The following is a 22,849-nucleotide window of genomic DNA, read 5'->3' on the forward strand; positions in this document are numbered from 1 at the left end:
CACTCCTTCGTCAGGCCATAAGCAAATACACCTGCGCGCAGCGCTATCCCCAGCCGCCCGCGCCGCCCTGCACCTGGGCAATCCCGCCGATGGCACAGTCATGAAGCGACTACTTTTTTTTAAAGCACGAGCTCCTGTGTTTCCAGCCGGGTCCTTCGAAGTTATCGCACCAGCGGTGCGGGTTGAGGATGCATGACGGCGCGTAGCCGTTCCTGCTGGAGAAACTTCATGATGATGGGCGCAACCGCCTCGGCCCGGGTGATCAAAAACAAATGACCGTCGTCGATTATGTGTAGCTGGGCATTGGGTATACGCCAGGCCAACAGTCGCATATTGATCAACGGGATCAACGGATCGTCGTCACCGGCCAGCACCAGGGTCGGTTGCTGGATCTTGTGCAGCCAGTGAATGCTGGTCCAGCCCATGCCGGCGAACAACTGCCAGTAGTAGCCCAGCTTTCCGGACGAGCGGACCTTGGCGGCATGATTGGCCGCCAAGTGTGGGTCGCGACGGAATGCACCGCCGTAGATTTCCGGGGCGATACGGATGACATGCGACGGCTGGATATAGCGCCGGGGGCTCGCCATCAGCCACAGCACTCTGGGCTTGCCTGGCACCATCACCGCGCCCGCAGCGGTGGCGGCGAGCACCAGCTTCTTGCAGCGCTCCGGGTAATCGTGGGCGAACTGTTGAGCCAGCGCTCCGCCCCACGACACACCGATCACGTTGACCTGACCGTAGTCCAGATAGTCGAGCATCCGTGCCGCCAGTTTCGCCAGACCGGGGAAGCGGTAGGGGCGATTGGGCGTCGATGAACCACCCACGCCGGGCACGTCGAACGCGATGACTTCAAGGTCCGGGTCCAATGCGTCGACGAAGGGGAACACCAGCTCAAGGTTGGCCCCTATGCCGTTGAAAATCAGCAGCGGCGTGAGGTGACTCTTGCCGGGGCGCACTGCCGTGCGGATGTTGTGGCCATCCAGATCGATGGTGCGAAATACAAACGGTTGCGGCATGCGCGAAGCCCTGTGGTTAAACGCCGGTAATGCTGTCCTGCGCGTCTTCCGGTCCTGAAACCGCCACCGGCGGTTCCTGTGTATTCGATGCTTGCCGTTGCTGTTGCTTGCTCGTTATTTGCGGCTACAGGAGCGAGGCGAGAAGCCGACAGACCTGTATCGGCCGCGCAGGTGCAATCGCGAGCAAGCTCACTCCTACAGTGGGTATTTACCTTTCATGCACATAGGTCCCTGGCGATGCCTCGCCCGCCGGGTACGCCTTGTTGCCCAGCGTAACCGGGGCCTTTTTCAGTTTGCCCGAGCGTTCTGCCTGCCAGACCTGCCAGTGCAACCACCAGGAGTCGGTGTGCTTGGTCGCCTCTTCCTGCCATTTGCCGGCGTCGTCCGGCATATCCAGGTTGGTCATGTAGCGCGCCTTCGGATTTCCCGGCGGGTTCAGAATGCTCTGGATGTGACCGCTGTTGGACAACACGAATTCAGTCTTGCCGCCGAACAGCCTTGCCGACTTGTAGCATGAGACCCAAGGGGTGATGTGGTCGTTGGTCCCGGCCAGACAGAAGACGTCACTTTTGACCTGTTTCAGATCGATAGGCGTGCCGCAGACTTCCAGGGCGTTCGGGCGAATCAGCGGATTGTTCTTGAACATCTCGATCAAGTCACCATGAAACGCCGCCGGCAGACGGGTGGTGTCGTTGTTCCAGAACAGGATGTCGAACACCGGCGGCTCGTTGCCCAGCAGGTAGTTGTTGACCCAGTAATTCCAGATCAGATCGTTGGGGCGCATCCAGGCGAAGACCTTGGCCATGTCCCGGCCCTCGAGCACGCCCGCCTGATAAGAATGGCGCTTGGCCGACTCCAGGGTCTGCTCATCGACGAACAGCGCGACCTGAGTATCCATGGTCGTATCGAGCACACTGACCAGCAGGGTCAGCGCATTGACCTTCTGCTCGCCGAGCGCTGCGTAATGGCCCAGCAGCGCGGTGCAGGTGATGCCGCCGGAGCAGGCGCCGAGCATGTTCACATCCTTGCTGCCAGTGATCTTGCAGACCACATCCACCGCTTCCTTCACCGCGTCGATGTAGGTCGACAGGCCCCATTCACGTTGCGCCTTGGTCGGGTTGCGCCAGCTGATGATGAACGTCTGCACGTTGTTGCGCAGGCAGAAGCGCGCCAGGCTTTTATCCTGGCTGAGATCGAAAACGTAGAATTTGTTGATCTGCGGTGGCACCACCAACAGTGGCCGCTCATGCACCTGCTCGGTAATCGGCCGGTACTGGATCAGCTCCAGCACATCGTTGCGAAACACCACCGCACCTTCGGTCGTGCCCAGGCTCTTGCCGACTTCAAAGGCGTCCATGTTGACCTGGCTGGGCATGCCGCCGTTATTGACCAGGTCCTTGGCCAGGTGCGAGAGGCCATCGAGGATGCTCTTGCCGCCGGTCTCGAAGAAGCGTTTGACCGCTGCCGGGTTCGCTGCGCCGTTGGTGGGCGACATGGCCTCGGTCATCAGGGTGATGACGAAATGACCACGGCTGATGTCGGTCGGCGACAGGTTGCTGTCATCGATCCAGCTGTGCAGCTCTTTACGCCAGGCAAGGTAGGTCTGCAGGTAGCGACGGTAAAGAGGGTTCTGGCTCCAGGCCGGGTCGACGAAGCGGCGGTCGTCGCCATCGGGCACCAGCGTGGATTTGCCGAGCAGGACGTTTTTAAGCTCCAGGCCGAAGTGAGCCACATGCTTGGCGCTGTGAAAGGGCTGCCTGATGGCCTGGGTCAATACCAGGCGTGCCGTGGTGAGCAAATCCTTGCGTCGCAGGCCCACAACGGGGTTCAACCCCAAGGTGTGTTCAGAGGCTTGACGCGGCAGATCATCATTACTCTTGTTACTCATCTACGACGCTCCATTGTCCTGAGACGAGCACTGACCCCCTGTGCAAAGGTGTCACAGGCAAACGCCAGTACTGCTCTCGGGTGACCGATGATTAACACAACAGGTGTGAACGCTACGCAAGGCACCGGGGTTTATGGCGCTACAGGCGACGGCTACGAACAACACCGGCAGGCTGGTGCAAAAACTCCGATGCAGAGAGCCTGCCAGAATCATTGGTTACGCGAGATTTCAACAAATCGCAAGCAGGGCCAGTCATTGACCGCTGCGCGGAGCATTGAAGCAGATGCAATTAGAAAGTGCGTCCTAAAACGCCAGCCGGTAGCCAGGGCGCGGACTAGAGCGGTGGCTCAGAGCATCAGGCGGATGACTTGCTCGGAAGGGTCGCGGGATTTGCCCGCCGCTTTGAGTTCAGTCAGGTATTCGTCCCACAGCTGCTCCTGGCGTTGGGCCAATTGCTCCAGGTACTCCCAGGTGAACAGTCCGCTGTCATGACCGTCGTCGAAGGTCAGTTTTAGTGCGTACTGCCCGGCCGGCTCGATCTGGGTCAGACCGACGCCCAGCTTGCCGAATTGCAGGATGGGGTTGCCATGGCCCTGAACCTCGGCGGACGGCGAATGCACCCGCAGAAACTCGGCGGGCAGATGATATTCCTCATCCGGGCCGTATTTCAGGGACAGGATTTTCGAGGCCTTGTGCAGCTGGATTGCGGTGGGAAGTCGGGACATGGGCCTGTATCCGGCAGGTGGAACGTAGGGCGCCTGATGGTCTCGCAACCGACGCAGACACTGTAGGAGTGAGCTGCTCGCGATAGGTCAGGTCAGATCAATGCATCGTCGTCTGAAATACCGCATCGCGAGCAAGCTCACTCCTACAGCGCGAACCCGGACGGGTTAAAGGATATACCGCGACAGATCTTCGTCTTCGGCCAATTCGCCCAGATGGCTGTTGACGTACTCGGCGTCGATCTGGATGGTGCCGCCATCCTGTGCACTGGCCAGGTCACCGGCGCTGAACGACACCTCTTCGAGCAAGCGCTCCAGCAGGGTGTGCAAGCGACGAGCACCGATGTTCTCGGTCTTCTCGTTGACCTGCCAGGCGATCTCTGCCAGACGCTTGATGCCTTCAGGCAGGAACTCGATGTTCAGGCCTTCGGTCTTGAGCAGCTCGCGATATTGCTCGGTCAGGGACGCATGCGGCTCGCTCAGGATACGTTCGAAATCCTGCGGGCTGAGCGCTTTGAGTTCGACACGGATCGGCAGCCGGCCTTGCAGCTCAGGCACCAGGTCGCTCGGCTTGCTCAGGTGGAACGCGCCGGAGGCGATGAACAGGATGTGGTCGGTCTTGACCATACCCAGCTTGGTGTTGACGGTGCAGCCTTCGATCAGCGGCAGCAGGTCACGCTGCACGCCTTCACGGGACACGTCGGCACCGCCGACATTGCCGCGTTTGGCGACCTTGTCGATCTCGTCGATGAACACGATGCCGTGCTGCTCGACCGCTTCAAGCGCCTTGCCCTTGAGTTCGTCGTCATTGACCAGACGGCTGGCTTCCTCGTCGCGGACCATTTTCAGGGCGTCCTTGACCTTCAACTTGCGGCTTTTCTTCTTGCCCTTGCCCATGTTGGCGAACAGGCTTTGCAGCTGGTTGGTCATCTCTTCCATGCCCGGAGGCGCGGAGATATCGACACCGCCCATTTCCGCGACTTCGATTTCGATTTCCTTGTCGTCCAGCTGACCTTCACGCAGGCGCTTGCGGAACAGTTGACGGGTGTTGGAGTCGCTACCGGCCGAGGCATCTTCGTTGAAGCCGACGCGTGCCGGTGGCAGCAGGGCATCAAGGATGCGGTCTTCGGCGGCGTCTTCGGCGCGATGACGAACCTTGGTCATCTCCTGCTCGCGCAGCAGCTTCATGGCGGCATCGGCGAGGTCGCGAATGATCGACTCGACGTCACGGCCGACATAACCGACTTCAGTGAACTTGGTGGCTTCGACCTTGATGAACGGGGCGTTGGCCAGTTTCGCCAGACGACGGGCGATCTCGGTCTTGCCGACACCGGTCGGGCCGATCATCAGAATATTCTTGGGGGTGACTTCGACACGCAGCTCTTCAGGCAGCTGCATCCGGCGCCAGCGGTTGCGCAATGCGATGGCGACAGCGCGCTTGGCATCGTCCTGGCCGATGATATGGCGATTGAGTTCATGGACGATTTCACGGGGAGTCATGGACATGGTTTTCTAGGTCCTCGGTGATGAATGAGTGCGACGGGTCGCGATGAGTTGCGACCCACCTCAGCACTTATTCAGCGAGGTCCTGCTCCTCAATGGTGATGTGGTGGTTGGTGAACACGCAGATGTCGCCAGCGATGTGCAGAGCCGTTTCGGCGATTTCACGCGCCGACAGGTCAGTTTTCAGCAGCAGTGCACGGGCCGCCGCCTGGGCGAAGGCGCCGCCCGAGCCCATGGCGATCAAGCCGTCTTCTGGCTCCACGACATCGCCGTTACCGGTAATGATCAGTGACGCGTCCTTGTTGGCAACCGCCAGCATGGCTTCCAGGCGGCTCAGGGAGCGGTCGGTGCGCCAGTCTTTGGCAAGCTCCACAGCGGCGCGAACCAGATGGCCCTGATGTTTTTCCAGTTGGGCTTCGAAGCGTTCGAACAGGGTGAAGGCGTCGGCAGTGGCGCCTGCAAAGCCGGCGATCACTTGGCCGTGATAAAGACGGCGGACCTTTTTGGCGTTGCCTTTCATGACGGTATTGCCCAGGGAAACCTGGCCGTCACCCGCCATGACGACTTTGCCTTGGCGGCGCACTGAAACGATGGTGGTCAAGGGGAGAGTCTCCACGCTGTCGGGCGAAAATGCCCTGATGCAAACTCATATGGGGGTGGGGTCGGGTATTTCAACTGCCGGGTGGGTTCAAGGATGAATGGCAGGTGCTCGCGGCGCGGTGTTCTGTAGCAGTCCGGGATCTGCCCGGAGCGCGCTCACTGTAGGAGTGAGCTTGCTCTCGATCGCTTGCTCGCGATCGCTTGATCGTTCCCGCGCTCCGCGTGGGAATGCATCTCCCGACCCTGCGCGTGGGCTATATGGACGCAGAGCGCCCGGCCCGGCCTTCCCACGCAGAGCGTGGGGACGATCATCATCTGCGGCGTGTCCTGCACGCCGCGATTAATTATCTCGCCTGGCGTTGTTGCAACAAAAGGTTACTGAAACCACCACCGGCCAGTTGTTTCTGCGCGGTGGTCAATTGTTCGCGATTGCTGAACGGGCCCACCAGCACGCGGTACCAGGTTTCATCCTTCACCGTGCCGGATTCCACCGTCGCCGCCTGCCCCAGCAGAATGATCTGCGCACGGACCTTGTCGGCATCGGCCTGCTTGCGGAACGAACCGGCTTGCAGGAAGAACGTCGTCACTGGCGCGGGTTTGTTCACCGGTGGCGCGGGTGGTGGCGTCAGGCCGCTGAGGGCCGCCTGGGCACGCGCCGTGTCGATCTTGGCGGCCTGTTCAGGCGTCACCGGTGTCGTTGGCGCAACCACCGGAGGCGGGGTCTTCTCCGGTACCGCTTCGTTCGGCACGATGACTTCCGACTCCGGCAGCAGGGTGTAGAAGTCGTACTTGGGCTTGACCGGCGCCGTGGGGCTTGGCGGCGTCTTGTTGGCTTCGGCGATCTTCGCAGCCTTGGCGTCGGCTTTCTCACGCTTCACATCGGTGCTGCCCGGCTCCAGTTTCATCAGGAAAACGATGAAGGCGCCGACGGTCAGGCCGACCGCCATCCACACCCATCCCGGAATCGGCTTCTTTGCGGGTGCCTCGTACCGGCTGGCGCCGCGCTTGGGAGCAGGTTTCTTTTTGACTGCCAACTTACATACGCTCCAGAGTTTCCAGACCCAGCAATTGCAGGCCTTGCTTGAGGGTGCGACCGGTCAGGTGCGCGAGACGCAGACGGCTCTGTTGTTGCTCGGGGTTTTCCGCATTCAGGATCGGGCAGTTCTCGTAGAAGCTGGAGAACAGCCCGGCCAGATCGTAGAGGTAGGCGCACAGCACATGCGGCGTCCCTTTTTCGGCGACGTTGTTCACGGTTTCACCGAACTGCGCCAGACGTGCTGCCAGATCCTGTTCCTGGGGTGCGTCGAGGACGATCTGACCCTTGCTCTGGTCGAACGCCTCACCCAGCTTGCGGAACACGCCGACCACACGGGTGTAGGCGTACAGCAGATAGGGCGCGGTATTGCCTTCGAAGCTGAGCATCTGGTCGAAGTTGAAGCTGTAGTCGCTGGCGCGGTGCTTGGACAGGTCAGCGTATTTCACCGCACTGATGCCCACGGCCTTGGCAATGGCGCGCAGTTCCGCCTCGGCGACCTCAGGGTTCTTCTCCTTGACCAGCACGTAGGCGCGCTCTTCGGCTTCGTCGAGCAGGTCGACCAGCTTGACGGTGCCGCCATCGCGGGTCTTGAACGGCCGGCCATCGGCGCCGTTCATGGTGCCGAAGCCCATGTGTTCCATCTGCATGTCGTTGCTGACGAAGCCGGCGCGACGCGCCACTTCGAACACCTGCTGGAAGTGCAGGGCCTGACGCTGGTCAACGAAATACAGCGCGCGGTCGGCTTTCAGGACGTTGCTGCGGTAGCGGACAGCGGCCAGGTCAGTGGTCGCATAAAGATAACCACCGCCGGCTTTCTGCACGATCACGGGCAGCGGGGTGCCTTCTGCGGTCTTGAACTCTTCGAGGAACACGCACTGTGCGCCATTGCTTTCGACCAACAGGCCGGCCTTCTTCAGGTCCGCGACCACGTTGGCCAGATCGTCGTTATATGCGCTTTCGCCCATCACATCCTTGGGCGTCAGTTTGACGTTCAGGCGCTCGTACACTTGCTGACAGTGCGACAGCGAGATGTCCTTGAAGCGGGTCCACAAGGTCAGGCACTCGGGGTCGCCGGCTTGCAGCTTGACCACCAGGCCACGGGCGCGCTCGGCGAACTCTTCGGACTCGTCGAAGCGACCCTTGGCGGCACGATAGAAGTTTTCCAGGTCCGACAGTTCGTCGCTGGTGGCCGGGGTTTCCTGCAGATAGGCCAACAGCATGCCGAACTGAGTGCCCCAGTCGCCGACGTGGTTCTGGCGGATCACGGTGTCGCCGAGAAACTCCAGGACGCTGGCCACGCCGTCGCCGATGATGGTCGAACGCAGGTGGCCGACATGCATCTCTTTGGCGAGGTTGGGCGCCGACAGGTCGACCACCACGCGCTGGGCGGGACCGTTCTTGCGCACCGACAGCGTGGCGTCAGCGAACGCTTCATCAAGACGCGCGGCCAGGGCCTGGGTGTTCTGGAAGAAATTGAGGAAGCCGGGACCGGCGATATCGACTTTGCTGACCTGCTCGTCGGCAGGCAGCGCGGCAACGATTTTCTCGGCCAGGTCGCGTGGCTTCATGCCCGCAGGCTTGGCCAGCATCATCGCGATATTGCTGGCGAAGTCGCCGTTTTTCTTGTCTTTGGCGTTTTCCACCTGGATCGCCGGCGTCAGCCCTTGTGGCAAGACGCCTTCGGTGACGAGTTGGCTCAGAGCTTGTTGAATCAGCTGGCGAATGGTGTCTTTCATGAGGCTCTCTTTCGACCGCAAGCGCGGCAGCGCTCGATGCGCGGGTGGAAAAACTGGGCATTATCCGTTGCCGGAGCCACCTTGCCAACCGCGTTGGATGTGCGGTTGTGAAACTGGTCGCGACCACAATCACCTGTGGGAGCGTGGCTTGTCCCGCGATCTGACGCGAAGCGGCAGCAAACCCGGCGAATGCGGTCCGTCAGAAATAACCGGGTTGCCCAGGTTTACGACTGCTGTGCAGGCGATCGTCTGGATGCGGCCCAGAGACAAGCCTCGCCCCTACAGGTGTTGCCTGTTCAATAAAGATCCACCGGGTCCACATCCAGCGACCAGCGCACCTGCCTGCCGCTGGGCATGCTCTCCAGCGCCAGCAACCAGGTCGCCAGCAGTTTGTGCAGCGGCGCGCGGGCGTTGGCCTGCACCAGCAACTGGGCGCGATAGCGGCCGGCGCGGCGCTCCATAGGAGCCGGAACCGGGCCCAACAGTTCAATGCCGCCCAGCGCCATTTCCCTGAGCAGATGCTCGGCCTCGGTGCAGGCCTGGTCAAGAAACCCCTCGGCCTGCCCCGGTTTGTGGGCCTCGGCGCGCAGCAGAGCCAGATGCGAGAACGGCGGCAAGCCGGCAGCGCGACGTTCACTCAATGCCTGCTCGGCGAAGGCGAAGTAGCCCTGCTCGGTGAGCTGGATCAACAGCGGATGATCGGCCAGGTGCGTCTGAATGATCACCTTGCCCGGTTCTCCTGCGCGTCCGGCCCGCCCAGCCACCTGCACGATCAGCTGGGCCATGCGCTCACTGGCGCGGAAGTCGCCGGAAAACAGCCCGCCGTCGGCATCCAGGATCGACACCAGCGTCACGCGGGGGAAGTGATGACCCTTGGCCAGCATCTGTGTGCCGACCAGGATGCAAGGCTGCCCCTTCTGAATCGTCGCGAACAGATGTTTCATCGCGTCCTTGCGCGAGGTGCTGTCGCGATCAACCCGCAGCACCGGATAGTCGGGGAACAAAATCGCCAGCCGTTCCTCGGCGCGCTCAGTGCCCGCACCGACCGGGCGCAGGTCAACCTTGCCGCACGCCGGGCAGTTGCGCGGGACGCGCTCGACATGGCCACAGTGGTGGCAGCGTAATTCGCCTGAACGCTGATGGACTGTCATGCGTGCATCGCACCGGTTGCATTCCGACAGCCACCCGCAGTCGTGACACAGCAGGGTCGGCGCGAAACCCCGGCGATTGAGAAAAACCAGCACCTGCTGGCCGGCCGCCAGGGTTTGACCGATGGCCTGCTGCATGGGGCCGGAAATACCGCTGTCCAACGGTCGACTCTTGACGTCCAGGCGCAGGAATCGCGGTTGTTGAGCGCCGCCGGCGCGCTGGTTCAGGCGTAGGAGGGCGTAACGCCCGGTGTAGGCGTTGTGCAGGCTTTCCAGTGATGGCGTGGCCGAGCCAAGCACGATAGGAATGTCTTCCTGACGTGCGCGGACCAGCGCCAGGTCCCGCGCGTGGTAGCGCAGGCCCTCCTGCTGTTTATAGGACCCGTCGTGCTCTTCGTCGATGATGATCAGCCCGGGGTTCTTCATCGGCGTGAACAGCGCCGAACGCGTGCCGATGATGATGTCTGCCTCGCCGTCGCGCGCTGCCAGCCAGGCGTCGAGGCGATCCCGGTCATTGACCGCCGAGTGCAACAGGGCGATGCGCGCGTTGAACCGCTGCTCGAAGCGCGCCAGGGTTTGCGGACCCAGGTTGATTTCCGGAATCAGCACCAGCGCCTGCTTGCCGGCCTCAAGGGTTTCGCGGATCAGCTGCAGATACACCTCGGTCTTGCCGCTGCCGGTGACGCCTGCCAGCAGAGAGGCATGAAAACTGCCAAAGCCTGAGCGAATCGCCTCGAAAGCGGCGCGTTGTTCGGTGTTCAGTGGCAACTCCGGCTGGGCCAGCCAATGCTCATGTCGCGCGGTGGGCGCGTGGCCACGCACCTCTGCCGTGACCAGTTGCTTGGCCAGAAGCAGGTTCAGGCTGTCGCGATTGAGCATCAGCTTGCTCAATAGCTGATGAGCGACGCCATGGGGGTGCTGGGCCAGCGTCTTGAGCGCTTCTTTCTGTTTCGGCGCCCGTGCGATGCGCGGATCATCGATGCTGGCACCGTCGGCGATCTGCCAGAAACGCTCCTGTCGCGCCTCGGCAGGTTCGCCCTGACGCAGCAACACCGGCAATGCCCAGCTTAATGTGTCGCCGAGGCTGTGCTGGTAATACTGAGCGGTCCACAGGCACAACTTGAACAGCGCGGGTGGCAAGGGCGCTTCGGCATCCAGAAGGGCGATGGCGGGCTTGAGTTTGTCGGCTGGCACCTCGCTGTGATCGGTGATTTCGATCAGGATGCCGATCATCTCCCGGCGGCCGAACGGCACCCGCAGGCGCATGCCGGGCTGCAAGGCGTCGCGAGAGACGCCGGCAGGAGCGCGGTAGTCGAACAGGCGGCGCAGAGGCGAGGGCAGGGCGAGGCGCAAGATGGCGTCGGGCACGCGGGGGATTTCCTGTTACGGAGTATGACCAAGGGCGCGATCTTAGCAGACGACCGGCGTTAACGTGCCCTTGCGTCATTTGCGATGTCTGGTAATATGCGCGGCCTAATTCCGTGCGGTATTCAACAATAGTGTTGGGTGGCGGCACGCTAGCCTGAGGAAATACCGATGAAAGCTGATATCCATCCAGTTTACGAAGACGTCGTTGCGACCTGCAGCTGCGGCAACGTCATCCACACTCGTTCCAACCTGGCCAAGCCTCTGAGCCTGGACGTGTGCAACGAGTGCCACCCGTTCTACACCGGTAAGCAAAAGACGCTGGACGTCGGCGGTCGTGTCGACAAGTTCAAGTCGCGTTTCGGTGCTTTCGGCGCTACCAAAGCTCCTGCAGCTGCCGAGTAAGGCTGGAAGTCTGGAGTTTCCAATGGGTTTCTCCAGGCTGCTTAAAAAGGCGTCCCTTGCGGGCGCCTTTTTTATGTCCGCGATTTGGCTGTCTGCGGCCCATGCGCTGTGCCCGGCGCCGTCCTCCCTGCAGCCAGCGCAGGTCCAGCGTGTGGTCGATGGCGATACCTTACGCCTGAGCGATGGGCGTAGCGTGCGCATGATTGGCCTCAACGCGCCGGAAACCGGCAAAAAAGGTCAGTCCGCCGAGCCATTTGCCGAGGCGGCCAAGCGTCGTCTGCAAACACTGGTCGATGATTCCGATGGTCAGGTCGGCCTGCTGGTGGGTAAGGAGGCTGCCGACCGCTACGGTCGGACGCTGGCCAACGTTTACGGTCGCAACGGCGCCAACTTCGAAGCGCAACTGCTGGCCGAAGGCTTGGGTTATCTGGTTGCGGTTTCTCCGAACGTCGCGCTGGTCGATTGCCAGGCCGGGGCCGAACAGGTTGCGCGTCAGGCCGGCCTCGGGCTGTGGCGCAATTCCCCGGTGCAGCCGGCGACGCAAGTCAACCGCAGTGGTTTTGCCGTGGTGTCGGGCCGAGTCAGCGATGTCCAGCGCAACGGTGGCGGCCTCTGGATCGAACTGGGGGATGCCTTGGTGCTGCGTGTTGCGCCCAACCTGCTGAGTCAGTTCGACAGCGCCTCTTTGCTGCGCCTCAAAGGTCGGCAGATTGAAGCGCGTGGGTGGGTCATCGATCGGTCTCGCCGTGGTGGCCTTAAAGCAGGTCAAGCGCGCTGGATGATGCCGCTCACCCATCCCGTGATGTTGAATACGACTTCTAATTAAAATTGTAGACATTTTTTCAGTTCGATTGTGCACACTGAAAGCCTTGTGTTCCGCGGCTCTACGCTGAAAGTCGTAGATGCGGCCCCTTGACACAGGTGACCCGCCAGTCTTGTTAGGACTTTCTGACTTGCGTATGCTCGTCGGTCCGTCTGTCCAACAGCAAAAAAGCGGAATGCCCACATGTCAGATTTGAAAACTGCCGCTCTCGAATATCACGCCCATCCTCGTCCGGGGAAACTGAGCGTTGAACTCACCAAGGCCACCGCCACCGCTCGCGATCTGTCGCTGGCCTACAGCCCGGGCGTTGCTGAGCCGGTGCGTGAAATCGCACGCGATCCTGAACTCGCTTACAAGTACACCGGCAAAGGTAATCTGGTAGCCGTCATCTCCGATGGCACCGCGATCCTGGGCCTGGGTAACCTTGGCCCGCTGGCTTCCAAGCCGGTGATGGAAGGCAAGGGTGTTCTGTTCAAACGTTTCGCCGGTATCGACGTGTTCGACATCGAAGTCGATTCGGAAAGCCCGCAGGCCTTCATCGACACCGTCAAGCGCATCTCCATCACGTTCGGCGGCATCAACCTGGAAGACATCAAGGCACCTGAGTGCTTCGAGATCGAAAAGGCCCTGATCGAACAATGTGATATCCCGGTTTTCCACGATGACCAGCACGGCACCGCGATCGTTACTGCGGCCGGCATGATCAACGCCCTGGAAATCGCCGGCAAAACCCTGGGCGAGGCGAAAATCGTCTGCCTGGGCGCTGGCGCGGCCGCCATCTCCTGCATGAAGTTGCTGGTGAGCATGGGCGCTGCGATCGAAAACATCTTCATGATCGACCGTAACGGTGTGGTTCACTCCGGCCGCTCCGATCTGAACCAGTACAAGGCGCAGTTCGCGCACGCCACCGACAAACGCACCCTGGCCGACGCTCTGGATGGCGCTGACGTGTTCGTTGGTCTGTCCGGCCCGAACCTGCTGAGCGCCGAAGGCCTGAAGTCCATGGCGGCCAACCCGATCGTGTTCGCCTGCTCGAACCCGGATCCGGAAATTTCGCCGGAGCTGGCCCACGCTACCCGTGACGACGTGATCATGGCGACCGGTCGTTCGGACTACCCGAACCAGGTCAACAACGTGTTGGGCTTCCCGTTCATCTTCCGTGGCGCGCTTGACGTTCGTGCAAGCCGCATCAACGAAGAGATGAAAATCGCCGCTGCCAACGCCCTGCGCGAACTGGCCAAGCTGCCGGTGCCTCAGGAAGTCTGCGACGCCTACGGCGGTATCAAGCTGGAGTTCGGTCGTCAGTACATCATTCCCAAGCCAATGGATGTTCGCTTGCTGGGTCTGATCTCCGATGCCGTTGCCAAGGCGGCCATCGAGAGCGGCGTTGCCACCCTGCCGTATCCGAAGCACTACCCGCTCAAGAGCGTGGATGACGTGTTCAACGGCTGATAGCTGAACGCTACAAACAAAAAGCCCTGCAGCGATGCAGGGCTTTTTTGTGGGTGCTGAAAAAGCGGCTGCCTGTAGGAGTGAGCTTGCTCGCGATTGCGGCAGATCAGTCGCCGTGGGGCCGTCTGACTGTCTTCATCGCGAGCAAGCTCACTCCTACAGGGGATCTTCGCCATTTCGAAGATTCCCTATCAGGATCAGAAGACGTCGATCGGCAGCAGCGATGCAGGGCTTTTTTGTGGGTGCTGAAAAAGCGGTCGCCTGTAGGAGTGAGCTTGCTCGCGATTGCGACAGATCAGTCGCCGTGGGGCTGTCTGACATGTCTTCATCGCGAGCAAGCTCACTCCTACAGGGGATCTTCGCCGTTTCGAAGATTCCCTATCAGGATCAGAAGACGTCGATCGGCAGCGGCGATGCAGGGCTTTTTTGTGGGTGCTAAAAAGTGGTCGCCTGTAGGGGTCAGCTTGCTCGCGATTGCGGCAGATCAGTCGCCGTGGGGCTGTCTGACATGTCTTCATCGCGAGCAAGCTCACTCCTACCGGGGTCTTCGCCGTTTCGAAGATTCCCTTGCAGGATCAGAAGACGTCGGTCGGCAGCAGCGATGCAGGGCTTTTTTGTGGGTGCTGGAAAAGCGGCTGCCTGTAGGAGTGAGCTTGCTCGCGATTGCGGCAGATCAGTCGCCGTGGAGCTGTCTGACATGTTTTCATCGCGAGCAAGCTCACTCCTACAGGGGGTCTTCGCCATTTCGAAGATTCCCTATCAGGGTCAGAAGACGTCGATCGGCAGCAGCGATGCAGGGCTTTTTTGTGGGTGCTGAAAAAGCGGCTGCCTGTAGGAGTGAGCTTGCTCGCGATTGCGGCAGATCAGTCGCCGTGGGGCTGTCTGACATGTCTTCATCGCGAGCAAGCTCACTCCTACAGGGGGTCTTCGCCGTTTCGAAGATTCCCTATCAGGATCAGAAGACGTCGATCAGCAGCAGCGATGCAGGGCTTTTTTGTGGGTGCTGGAAAAGCGGCTGCCTGTAGGAGTGAGCTTGCTCGCGATTGCGGCAGATCAGTCGCCGTGGGGCTGTCTGACTGTCTTCATCGCAAGCAAGCTCACTCCTACAGGGGATCTTCGCCGTTTCGAAGATTTCCTATCCGGATCAGAAGACGTCGGTCGGCAGTAGCGATGCAGGGCTTTTTTGTGGGTGCTGAAAAGTGGTCGCCTGTAGGAGTGAGCTTGCTCGCGATTGCGGAAGATCAGTCGCCGTGGAGCTGTCTGACATGTCTTTATCGCGAGCAAGCTCACTCCTACCGGGGTCTTCGCCGTTTCGAAGATTCCCTATCAGGATCAGAAGAGGTCGATCGGCAGCAGCGATGCAGGGCTTTTTTGTGGGTGCTGGAAAAGCGGTCGCCTGTAGGAGTGAGCTTGCTCGCGATTGCGGCAGATCAGTCGCCGTGGGGCTGTCTGACATGTCTTCATCGCGAGCAAGCTCACTCCTGCAGGGGATCTTCGCCATTTCGAAGATCGCCGATAAGATCAGAACAAATCGATCGGCGCCGATTCATCTGCTGGCAGCGGGCTGCCGGGTGCCGGGCTGCCGTTGAGCTCGTTCACGCTAGGCGGCGTGTCTTCGCTCTTGAACAGTTCGAAGAACGCCCCTGCCGTGCTTGGCGTGGCCGAGCGGCCGCTGACCGGGTCGATTCTCAGGCTCAGGATGCCGTCGGGTTCAGCCTGCACATGCGGTGGCTTGTCCTTGAGGGCAGCGCTCATGTAGCTCATCCAGATCGGCAGCGCGACGGTACCGCCAAATTCACGACGGCCGAGGCTTTCCGGCTGGTCGAAGCCGGTCCAGACCGTGGTGACGTAGTCTGCGTTGTAGCCGGTGAACCAGGCGTCTTTCGAATCGTTGGTGGTGCCGGTCTTGCCCGCGATGTCCGGACGGTTCATCGACAGGGCGCGGCGCCCGGTACCACGCTTGATCACGTCCTGCAGCATGCTGTTGAGGATGTAGGTGGTGCGACCGTCGACAATGCGCTCGGCAACGGCCGGTGCGGGCGGTGCACCATTAGTGTCCAGGGCATTGGGCACCGTGTTGGCGGTCAGGGCCGGGGTTTGCGGAGCCGCGTAGGTCGATGCGCTGCTGATGGCGGTTTCGCTGACAGCCTTGGGGTTCGGGTCGTTGGCCGGAACGGTCGGCGGGTTGGCAACGAACAGTGTCTTGCCTTCGCGGTCTTCGATCTTGTCGATCAGGTATGGGCTGATCTTGTAGCCACCGTTGGCGAAGGTGCTCCAGCCGCTGACGATTTCCATCGGGGTCAGTGTCGCAGTACCCAGCGCCAGCGACAGATTCGGCGGCAGGTCTTGTTTGTTGAAGCCAAAACGGGTGATGTAGTTGATCGCCGTGTTGACCCCCAGGCTCTGCAGCAGGCGGATCGACACCAGGTTGCGCGACTTGTACAACGCTTCGCGCAGACGGATCGGGCCGAGGAAGGTGCCAGTGTCGTTCTTCGGACGCCAGACCTTGTCTATGGCCTCGTCGACGAACACGATCGGCGCGTCGTTGACCAGGCTCGCGGCGGTGTAGCCGTTATCCAGGGCGGCAGAGTAGAGGAACGGCTTGAAGCTTGAGCCCGGCTGGCGCTTGGCCTGCATGGCGCGGTTGTAGTTGCTCTGTTCGAAGGCAAAGCCGCCGACCAGCGCGCGAATCGCACCATTGTGCGGGTCCAGCGACACCAGCGCGCTTTGTGCAACCGGGATCTGGCTGAACTTGAGCGAGTTGTCCGGCTGGCGCTGTACGCGGATCAGATCACCGACGTGGGCGACATCGGCGGCCTGCTTCGGATTTGCGCCGACGCTGTTGGTGTTGAGGAAGGCCTTGGCCCACTTCATGCTGTCCCAGGCGACGGTTTCTTCTTTCTCGCCATTGCGCGTGAGGACGTGGATGCCGTTCTTGTCGACCTGGCTGACGATGGCCGGCTCAAGACCGCTGATCGGACGCTGCTTGGACAGTTCCTGGATCCAGGCGTCCCGGGTCAGGCCGGGGAAGCGGCTCTCAGGCCCGCGATAGCCGTGGCGCTGGTCATATTCGATCAGGCCATCCTGCACCGCCTTGTTGGCGTCTTCCTGCAGATTACTCGGCACGGTAGTGGTGACGCGGAAGCCTTCTGTGTACGCTTCGCTGCCGTAGCGACCGACCATCTCGGCGCGGGCCATTTCGGCGATGTACGGCGCGTTCACTTCAGGGCTCTGAACGTGATAGCTGGCATTGATAGGCTCGGCCAGAGCGGTCTGATAGGTGCTCTGGTCGATCTTGCCCAGTTTGAACATGCGGCCCAGGATCCAGTCGCGACGCTCCTTGGCCCGCACCGGGTTGGCCAGTGGGTTGAATCGTGACGGCGCCTTGGGCAGGCCGGCGATCATCGCCATCTGGGCAACGCTCAGATCACGGATGGATTTACCGTAGTAAACCTGTGCCGCGGCCTCGATGCCGTAGGCCCGGTTGCCCAGATAGATCTTGTTGACGTACAGCTCGAGAATCTCGTCCTTGGTAAGTTGGCGCTCGATTTGCAAGGCCAGGAGAATCTCGGTGGTTTTACGTGAGAAGCTGCGCTCGCTGGTCAGGAAGTAGTTCTTGGCGACCTGCATGGTGATGGTCGAGCCGCCGGACTGAATGTGACCGCTCTTGACCAGTTGGCTGGCGGCGCGCATCAGGCTGCTGGGGTCCACGCCATAGTGGTTGGCGAAGTTGTCGTCTTCGGCCGATAGCAACGCATGAATGAAATTGGGCGGAATGTCGGCGAAACGGATGGGAGAGCGGCGCATCTCGCCAAACTCGGCGATCAGCTTGCCATCGCTGCTGAACACCCGCAGCGGGATCTGCAGCTGGATGTTGCGCAGCGCGTCGACCGAGGGCAGGTTTGGAGACAGGTAGAGGAAGGCCCCGGTCAAGCCGAGCAGCAGTCCGCATACGAGAGCGACGAAGGACCACCAGAAAAACTTCAGCAGGCGTATCAAGGCTTTTGGATTTCCAGATAAAAGAATGAGTTAAGCGCAGGCATCGACAAATGAACACGCCTTGAAGCTTCGCTACACGAAAAAAACGCTGGGCATTATAAGCATTTTTCGTCGCCGAGCGTTATTTGCGCTACTGTCAAGGCTGCCGACAGTGGCGTTGGTCAAAAAAATATCCGTAAGTGACGGAAACGCATAGGGAATCGGTTGTGTTCGAACTCTTCAGTAAGAAGGCCAATACCCTTCTAGGGATCGATATTAGCTCCACCTCGGTAAAGCTCCTTGAATTGAGTCGTTCCGGTACCCGCTACAAGGTCGAGTCCTACGCGGTCGAACCGTTGCCTGCCAATGCGGTGGTAGAAAAGAACATTGCCGAGCTCGAAGGTGTCGGCAATGCATTGACGCGCGTGCTGGTAAAAGCCAAGAGCAACGTCAAAATCGCGGCGGTTGCGGTGGCGGGTTCGGCGGTCATTACCAAGACTATCGAGATGGACGCAGGGCTTTCCGACGACGAGATGGAAAACCAGCTCAAGATCGAAGCCGACCAATACATTCCCTACCCACTGGAAGAAGTCGCCATCGATTTCGAAGTCCAGGGCTATTCGGCGCGCAATCCCGAGCGCGTCGAAGTGCTACTGGCTGCCTGCCGCAAGGAAAACGTCGAAGTGCGCGAAGCTGCCTTGGCCCTGGCCGGGCTGACGGCTCGCGTGGTCGATGTCGAAGCCTACGCACTGGAGCGCTCCTTCGGCCTGCTGTCCTCCCAACTGGGGCAAGACCACGATCAGCTGACGGTGGCAGTGATCGACATCGGCGCCACCATGACCACCCTCAGCGTGCTGCATAACGGCCGGATCATTTACACCCGCGAGCAGCTGTTCGGTGGTCGTCAGCTCACCGAGGAAATTCAGCGCCGCTACGGCTTGTCCGTGGGCGAGGCAGGCCTTGCGAAAAAGCAGGGCGGATTGCCGGACGACTACACGATGGAAGTGCTGCAGCCATTCAAGGACGCCGTGGTTCAGCAAGTATCCCGCTCCCTGCAGTTCTTCTTCGCAGCTGGCCAGTACAACCGTGTCGACTACATCATGCTGGCAGGCGGCACGGCATCCATTGCCGGACTCGACCGCCTGATTCAGGAGCGTCTGGGTACGCCCGCCATGGTCGCCAACCCCTTCGCCGACATGGCCCTGAGCGCCAAAGTGAACGCCGGCGCCCTGGCCAGTGATGCCCCGGCACTGATGATCGCCTGCGGTCTGGCTTTGAGGAGCTTCGACTAATGGCACGGATCAACCTGCTTCCCTGGCGTGAACAACAGCGCGAAGAGCGTAAAAAGCGTTTTCTGATCTCCCTGGTCGGCGTTCTGGTGATCGGCATCGGTGCCATCCTGCTGGCTGATCAATATTTGAGCAGCGCGATCAGCCACCAGAACGCGCGCAACCAGTTCATCAAGACCGAGATCGTCCAGCTCGATGCGCGCATCAAGGAGATCAGCGAGCTGAAGGCGCGGCGCAAGCAGTTGCTGGAGCGGATGAAAATCATCCAGGACCTGCAAGGCAACCGGCCGATCATCGGTCGGATCTTCGACCAGCTGGCGCGGACATTGCCCGATGGCGTGTATTTCAGCGAAGTGAAGATGGCCGACAAGCTGATCAGCATCGCCGGCGCCGCGGAGTCGAACAACCGCGTGTCGGACCTGCTACGTAATCTGGACGCCTCCGACTGGCTGGAGGCGCCGAGTCTGACCGAGGTCAAGGCCAACACCGCAGGGTCGGTGGATCAGTCCAACACCTTCCAGCTGACCGTCCGTCAGACTCAGCCGGCTGTCGAAGGAGCCAAGCCATGAATGTGAATGAATGGCTGGACAGCCTGCGCAAGATCGATATCAACGATCTGGAACTCAACAATCTCGGTTCATGGCCTGCCGCGGTCAAGACCATTGCCGGCGCCCTGCTGTTGGTACTGGTGCTGGCCGGGGGGTACTTCTTCTACATCCAGGACATGCAGACGCAGCTGGATCAGGCGCGCGGTGACGAGGCCACGCTCAAGGAGCAGTTTTCCAACAAGGCTTACCAGGCGGCGAACCTGACCGCCTACAAAGCGCAGATGGTGGAGATGGAAAACACCTTCGGCGCGCTGCTGCGGCAACTGCCCAGCGATACCGAGGTCCCGGGCTTGCTGGAAGACATTACCCGTACCGGCCTTGGCAGCGGTCTTGAGTTCGAAGAGATCAAGCTGCTGCCTGAAGCGGCCCAGCAGTTCTACATCGAGCTGCCGATACAGATCACGGTGACGGGCGCCTATCACGACCTGGCGACCTTCGTCAGCGGCGTGGCCAGCTTGCCGCGCATCGTCACCTTGCACGATTTCGAAATCAAACCGGTGGACCCCAAGTCCCCCGGGAAGCTGCGCATGAGCATCCTGGCCAAGACCTATCGCTATAACGACAAGGGACTACAGGGCACTGACACGAAAGGACAGGCGAAATGAGGGCCGTGCGTTGGTTGTGCATCGGCGTCACGCTGATGGGGTTGGCAGGTTGCGACGGTTCGGGCGACTTCGACGATTTGAAGCAGTTCATGGCAGAGGTGCGCGCGCGTCCGGTCGGCAACATCGAGCCGATGCCCAAGTTTCGTCCTTATGAGGCTTTCACCTACGCAGCCGCGAGCCTGCGCAGCCCGTTTCAGCCGCCGATCAAGGTCGATCTGGTAAACCGCCAGAAGGGCTCGCACCTGGTCCATCCGGATCCGACCCGGGTCAAGCAGTTCCTTGAAGGGTTCAATATCGACGGTTTCGAAATGGTCGGCACCCTGAGCAATGAATCCGGTATGTTCGCCCTGTTGCGTGGCGCCGGCGGCGTGCACCGGGTCAAGGTAGGTGATTATCTGGGCCGCAACGATGGCCGGATCATCTCCATCAACGAGTCCGAGGTGCAGCTGATCGAGATCGTGCCCGATGGAGAGGGGGCGTGGCTTGAGCGGCCGCGCAGCATTTCCCTCAAAGAACGCTCATGAACATGACAGGCAAGCGAAACACCTTCGGATCTGCACAGTGGTGGAATGTGAACATGACTAGGATTCTTTCGATTATCGGCATGTCGCTAGGGATGGCGATGCTTTCACCGATTCTCCAGGCGGCCAATCTCAAGACGATGGATGTTGCCGCATTGCCGGGGGATCGGGTCGAGTTGAAGCTTTCCTTCGACGGTCCGGTGGCGGCGCCTCGTGGCTACACCACTGAGCAGCCGGCGCGTATCGCGCTGGATCTGCCCGGCGTGACCAGCCAGCTGGCGATCAAGAGTCGTGACCTGGGGTCGGGTAACGCCCACAGTGTGGTGGTGGTCGAAGCCAAGGACCGCACGCGGGTGATCATTAACCTCACCACGCTTGCGCCATACAGCTCCAGGGTCGAAGGCAATAACCTGTTCGTGGTCGTGGGTCAGGGCGCCGCTGCGGCGCAGGGTTCGCAACCCAGTACCGCCCAGGGTGCGCCCCGAGTCAGCGTTCCTCCGGCGTCGGTAAACGCCACTGCACAGCCCAAACCTGCTGCCCGGTCGTTTTCTCCAGGCCCGCGAGCGGTCAAAAACGTCGATTTCCAGCGCGGTGAGCTGGGTGAGGGCAATGTCGTCATCGAGCTGAGCGATACGGGTATCGCGCCCGATATCCAGGAGCAGGGCGGCAAGATCCGTGTCGACTTTGCCAAGACTCAATTGCCTGATCCGCTGCGTGTACGTCTCGATGTGAAGGATTTCGCCACCCCGGTCCAGTTCATCAACTCCAGTGTCAGCGGCGACAAGGCCAGCATCTCCATCGAGCCGTCCGGTGCGTTCGACTATTCGGCCTATCAGACCGATAACAAGCTGACCATCAGCGTGCGCCCGTTGACCAACGAAGATGTCGAGCGTCGTAACTCAGAGAAGCTGGTCTACACCGGCGAGAAACTGTCGCTGAATTTCCAGGACATCGATGTGCGCTCGGTACTGCAGCTGATCGCCGATTTCACCAACCTCAACCTGGTCGCCAGTGACACCGTGCAGGGCGGTATCACTCTGCGCCTGCAGAACGTGCCGTGGGATCAGGCGCTGGATCTGGTACTCAAGACCAAGGGCCTGGACAAGCGCAAGATCGGCAATGTGCTGCTGGTCGCGCCGGCGGATGAGATTGCCGCCCGTGAGCGTCAGGAGCTGGAATCGCTCAAGCAGATTTCCGAGCTGGCGCCGCTGCGTCGTGAGCTGCTGCAGGTCAACTACGCCAAGGCCGCCGACATCGCCAAGCTGTTCCAGTCGGTGACCAGTGCCGAGTCGAAGTCCGACGAGCGCGGTTCGATCACAGTCGATGAGCGCACCAACAACATCATTGCCTACCAGACCCAGGATCGTCTGGACGAGCTGCGCCGTATCGTCTCCCAGCTTGATATTCCGGTGCGTCAGGTAATGATCGAGGCGCGCATCGTCGAAGCCAACGTCGACTACGACAAGGCAATCGGCGTGCGTTGGGGCGGCTCCAGCACCAGCGGCAACTTCACAGCCGGCGGCAACGGCACGGTGAGCGGCGCGGGCGCGACCAATGGTCCTTATGTGGACATGGGCGTGGCTAACCCCACTTCGACCATCGGCCTGGGCTTCTTGACCAATAACACCATCCTGGACCTGGAACTCAGTGCCATGGAGAAGACCGGCAACGGGGAAGTGGTTTCCCAGCCCAAGGTTGTGACCTCGGACAAGGAAACCGCGAAGATCCTCAAGGGTACGGAAGTCCCTTATCAGGAAGCCAGTTCCAGCGGTGCGACGTCGGTGTCCTTCAAAGAGGCCTCGCTGTCTCTGGAAGTGACCCCGCAGATCACCCCGGATAACCGCATCATCATGGAAGTGAAGGTCACCAAGGACGAGCCGGACTACGTCAATACCGTGCTGGGCGTGCCGCCCATCAAGAAAAACGAAGTCAATGCCAAAGTGCTGGTGGCCGATGGCGAAACCATCGTAATTGGTGGTGTGTTCTCCAATACGCAGAGTAAAGTCGTCGACAAGGTGCCATTTTTGGGCGATGTGCCGTATGTTGGCCGCCTTTTCCGGCGGGATGTGGTCTCGGAGAAAAAATCCGAGCTGTTGGTGTTCCTCACTCCGCGTATCATGAACAACCAGGCGATTGCTGTGAGTCGTTGATTCT

At 60.6% G+C, this 22,849-nt stretch carries 17 protein-coding genes; 8 read left to right on the forward strand and 9 right to left on the reverse strand.

The genetic code is table 11. From position 1 onward, the window contains the following. Window positions 1-161: 161 nt before the first annotated feature. The 8 genes from phaZ to ACI2KS_RS15680 all read right to left on the reverse strand — a co-directional run bounded on the left by phaZ (window position 162) and on the right by ACI2KS_RS15680 (window position 11,017). Entirely contained in the window at window positions 162-1,016 is an 855-nt protein-coding gene (gene phaZ / locus ACI2KS_RS15645) for a poly(3-hydroxyalkanoate) depolymerase (protein ID WP_404621751.1), read from the reverse strand. A 208-nt stretch (window positions 1,017-1,224) separates the two neighbouring features. After that, entirely contained in the window at window positions 1,225-2,904 is a 1,680-nt protein-coding gene (gene phaC / locus ACI2KS_RS15650; protein WP_404621753.1) for a class II poly(R)-hydroxyalkanoic acid synthase, read from the reverse strand. A 347-nt stretch (window positions 2,905-3,251) separates the two neighbouring features. Next, complete coding sequence (locus ACI2KS_RS15655; protein WP_404621755.1) at window positions 3,252-3,629, reverse strand: gamma-butyrobetaine hydroxylase-like domain-containing protein; 378 nt, start codon at window positions 3,627-3,629, stop codon at window positions 3,252-3,254. Window positions 3,630-3,794: 165 nt separating this feature from the next. Further along, window positions 3,795-5,132 (reverse strand): ATP-dependent protease ATPase subunit HslU, encoded by a 1,338-nt coding sequence (gene hslU, locus ACI2KS_RS15660; RefSeq protein ID WP_404621757.1) that lies wholly within the window; start codon window positions 5,130-5,132, stop codon window positions 3,795-3,797. A 67-nt stretch (window positions 5,133-5,199) separates the two neighbouring features. Further along, a complete protein-coding gene (gene hslV / locus ACI2KS_RS15665; protein WP_404621759.1) occupies window positions 5,200-5,730 on the reverse strand; it encodes an ATP-dependent protease subunit HslV in 531 nt (176 codons plus the stop codon). Window positions 5,731-6,073: 343 nt separating this feature from the next. Next, a complete protein-coding gene (locus ACI2KS_RS15670; RefSeq protein ID WP_404621760.1) occupies window positions 6,074-6,763 on the reverse strand; it encodes an SPOR domain-containing protein in 690 nt (229 codons plus the stop codon). A gap of 1 nt (window position 6,764) precedes the next feature. Further along, window positions 6,765-8,501, reverse strand: a complete 1,737-nt coding sequence (argS, locus tag ACI2KS_RS15675; protein WP_404621761.1) for an arginine--tRNA ligase — start codon at window positions 8,499-8,501, stop codon at window positions 6,765-6,767. A gap of 296 nt (window positions 8,502-8,797) precedes the next feature. Next, window positions 8,798-11,017 (reverse strand): primosomal protein N', encoded by a 2,220-nt coding sequence (locus ACI2KS_RS15680; protein WP_404621763.1) that lies wholly within the window; start codon window positions 11,015-11,017, stop codon window positions 8,798-8,800. 168 nt (window positions 11,018-11,185) lie between these two features. On the opposite strand from ACI2KS_RS15680, the gene rpmE reads away from it, so the two are divergent. The 3 genes from rpmE to ACI2KS_RS15695 all read left to right on the forward strand — a co-directional run bounded on the left by rpmE (window position 11,186) and on the right by ACI2KS_RS15695 (window position 13,694). Then, window positions 11,186-11,419 (forward strand): 50S ribosomal protein L31, encoded by a 234-nt coding sequence (rpmE, locus tag ACI2KS_RS15685; protein ID WP_404621765.1) that lies wholly within the window; start codon window positions 11,186-11,188, stop codon window positions 11,417-11,419. A gap of 22 nt (window positions 11,420-11,441) precedes the next feature. Continuing rightward, window positions 11,442-12,245: a thermonuclease family protein gene (locus ACI2KS_RS15690; protein ID WP_404621767.1), complete on the forward strand. Its 804-nt coding sequence runs from the start codon at window positions 11,442-11,444 to the stop codon at window positions 12,243-12,245. A 180-nt stretch (window positions 12,246-12,425) separates the two neighbouring features. Further along, window positions 12,426-13,694 (forward strand): malic enzyme-like NAD(P)-binding protein, encoded by a 1,269-nt coding sequence (locus tag ACI2KS_RS15695; protein ID WP_404621769.1) that lies wholly within the window; start codon window positions 12,426-12,428, stop codon window positions 13,692-13,694. A 1,521-nt stretch (window positions 13,695-15,215) separates the two neighbouring features. Here the strand turns inward: ACI2KS_RS15695 and ACI2KS_RS15700 are convergent. Further along, complete coding sequence (locus ACI2KS_RS15700) at window positions 15,216-17,693, reverse strand: penicillin-binding protein 1A (RefSeq protein ID WP_404621771.1); 2,478 nt, start codon at window positions 17,691-17,693, stop codon at window positions 15,216-15,218. Between the two features lie 206 nt (window positions 17,694-17,899). Here ACI2KS_RS15700 and ACI2KS_RS15705 point away from each other — a divergent pair, with 206 nt between their 5' ends. From ACI2KS_RS15705 to pilQ, 5 genes are read left to right on the forward strand one after another with little or no spacing between them, the layout of a single operon-like run. Beyond that, window positions 17,900-18,964 (forward strand): pilus assembly protein PilM, encoded by a 1,065-nt coding sequence (locus ACI2KS_RS15705; RefSeq protein ID WP_404621773.1) that lies wholly within the window; start codon window positions 17,900-17,902, stop codon window positions 18,962-18,964. Further along, a complete protein-coding gene (locus ACI2KS_RS15710; protein WP_404621775.1) occupies window positions 18,964-19,530 on the forward strand; it encodes a PilN domain-containing protein in 567 nt (188 codons plus the stop codon). The genes ACI2KS_RS15705 and ACI2KS_RS15710 overlap by 1 nt, the downstream gene beginning before the upstream one ends. Beyond that, entirely contained in the window at window positions 19,527-20,174 is a 648-nt protein-coding gene (gene pilO / locus ACI2KS_RS15715; protein WP_404621777.1) for a type 4a pilus biogenesis protein PilO, read from the forward strand. Before ACI2KS_RS15710 ends, pilO begins: the two co-directional genes overlap by 4 nt. Next, window positions 20,171-20,698: a pilus assembly protein PilP gene (locus ACI2KS_RS15720; RefSeq protein ID WP_404621779.1), complete on the forward strand. Its 528-nt coding sequence runs from the start codon at window positions 20,171-20,173 to the stop codon at window positions 20,696-20,698. Before pilO ends, ACI2KS_RS15720 begins: the two co-directional genes overlap by 4 nt. Window positions 20,699-20,751: 53 nt before the next feature. After that, complete coding sequence (pilQ, locus tag ACI2KS_RS15725; RefSeq protein ID WP_404621781.1) at window positions 20,752-22,845, forward strand: type IV pilus secretin PilQ; 2,094 nt, start codon at window positions 20,752-20,754, stop codon at window positions 22,843-22,845. Window positions 22,846-22,849 lie beyond the last annotated feature (4 nt).

The organism is Pseudomonas sp. NPDC087358 (genome assembly GCF_044900785.1).
Classification (GTDB): Bacteria; Pseudomonadota; Gammaproteobacteria; order Pseudomonadales; family Pseudomonadaceae; genus Aquipseudomonas.

Bases quoted from the DNA above. Each gene is read 5' to 3' on its own strand.
- ACI2KS_RS15720 (WP_404621779.1), top strand. From the start codon at position 20,171: ATGAGGGCCGTGCGTTGGTTGTGCATCGGCGTCACGCTGATGGGGTTG.
- phaC (WP_404621753.1), bottom strand. From the start codon at position 2,904: ATGAGTAACAAGAGTAATGATGATCTGCCGCGTCAAGCCTCTGAACAC.
- ACI2KS_RS15690 (WP_404621767.1), top strand. From the start codon at position 11,442: ATGGGTTTCTCCAGGCTGCTTAAAAAGGCGTCCCTTGCGGGCGCCTTT.
- argS (WP_404621761.1), bottom strand. From the start codon at position 8,501: ATGAAAGACACCATTCGCCAGCTGATTCAACAAGCTCTGAGCCAACTC.
- ACI2KS_RS15695 (WP_404621769.1), top strand. From the start codon at position 12,426: ATGTCAGATTTGAAAACTGCCGCTCTCGAATATCACGCCCATCCTCGT.
- rpmE (WP_404621765.1), top strand. From the start codon at position 11,186: ATGAAAGCTGATATCCATCCAGTTTACGAAGACGTCGTTGCGACCTGC.
- hslU (WP_404621757.1), bottom strand. From the start codon at position 5,132: ATGTCCATGACTCCCCGTGAAATCGTCCATGAACTCAATCGCCATATC.
- ACI2KS_RS15655 (WP_404621755.1), bottom strand. From the start codon at position 3,629: ATGTCCCGACTTCCCACCGCAATCCAGCTGCACAAGGCCTCGAAAATC.
- phaZ (WP_404621751.1), bottom strand. From the start codon at position 1,016: ATGCCGCAACCGTTTGTATTTCGCACCATCGATCTGGATGGCCACAAC.
- pilQ (WP_404621781.1), top strand. From the start codon at position 20,752: ATGACTAGGATTCTTTCGATTATCGGCATGTCGCTAGGGATGGCGATG.
- pilO (WP_404621777.1), top strand. From the start codon at position 19,527: ATGAATGTGAATGAATGGCTGGACAGCCTGCGCAAGATCGATATCAAC.
- ACI2KS_RS15710 (WP_404621775.1), top strand. From the start codon at position 18,964: ATGGCACGGATCAACCTGCTTCCCTGGCGTGAACAACAGCGCGAAGAG.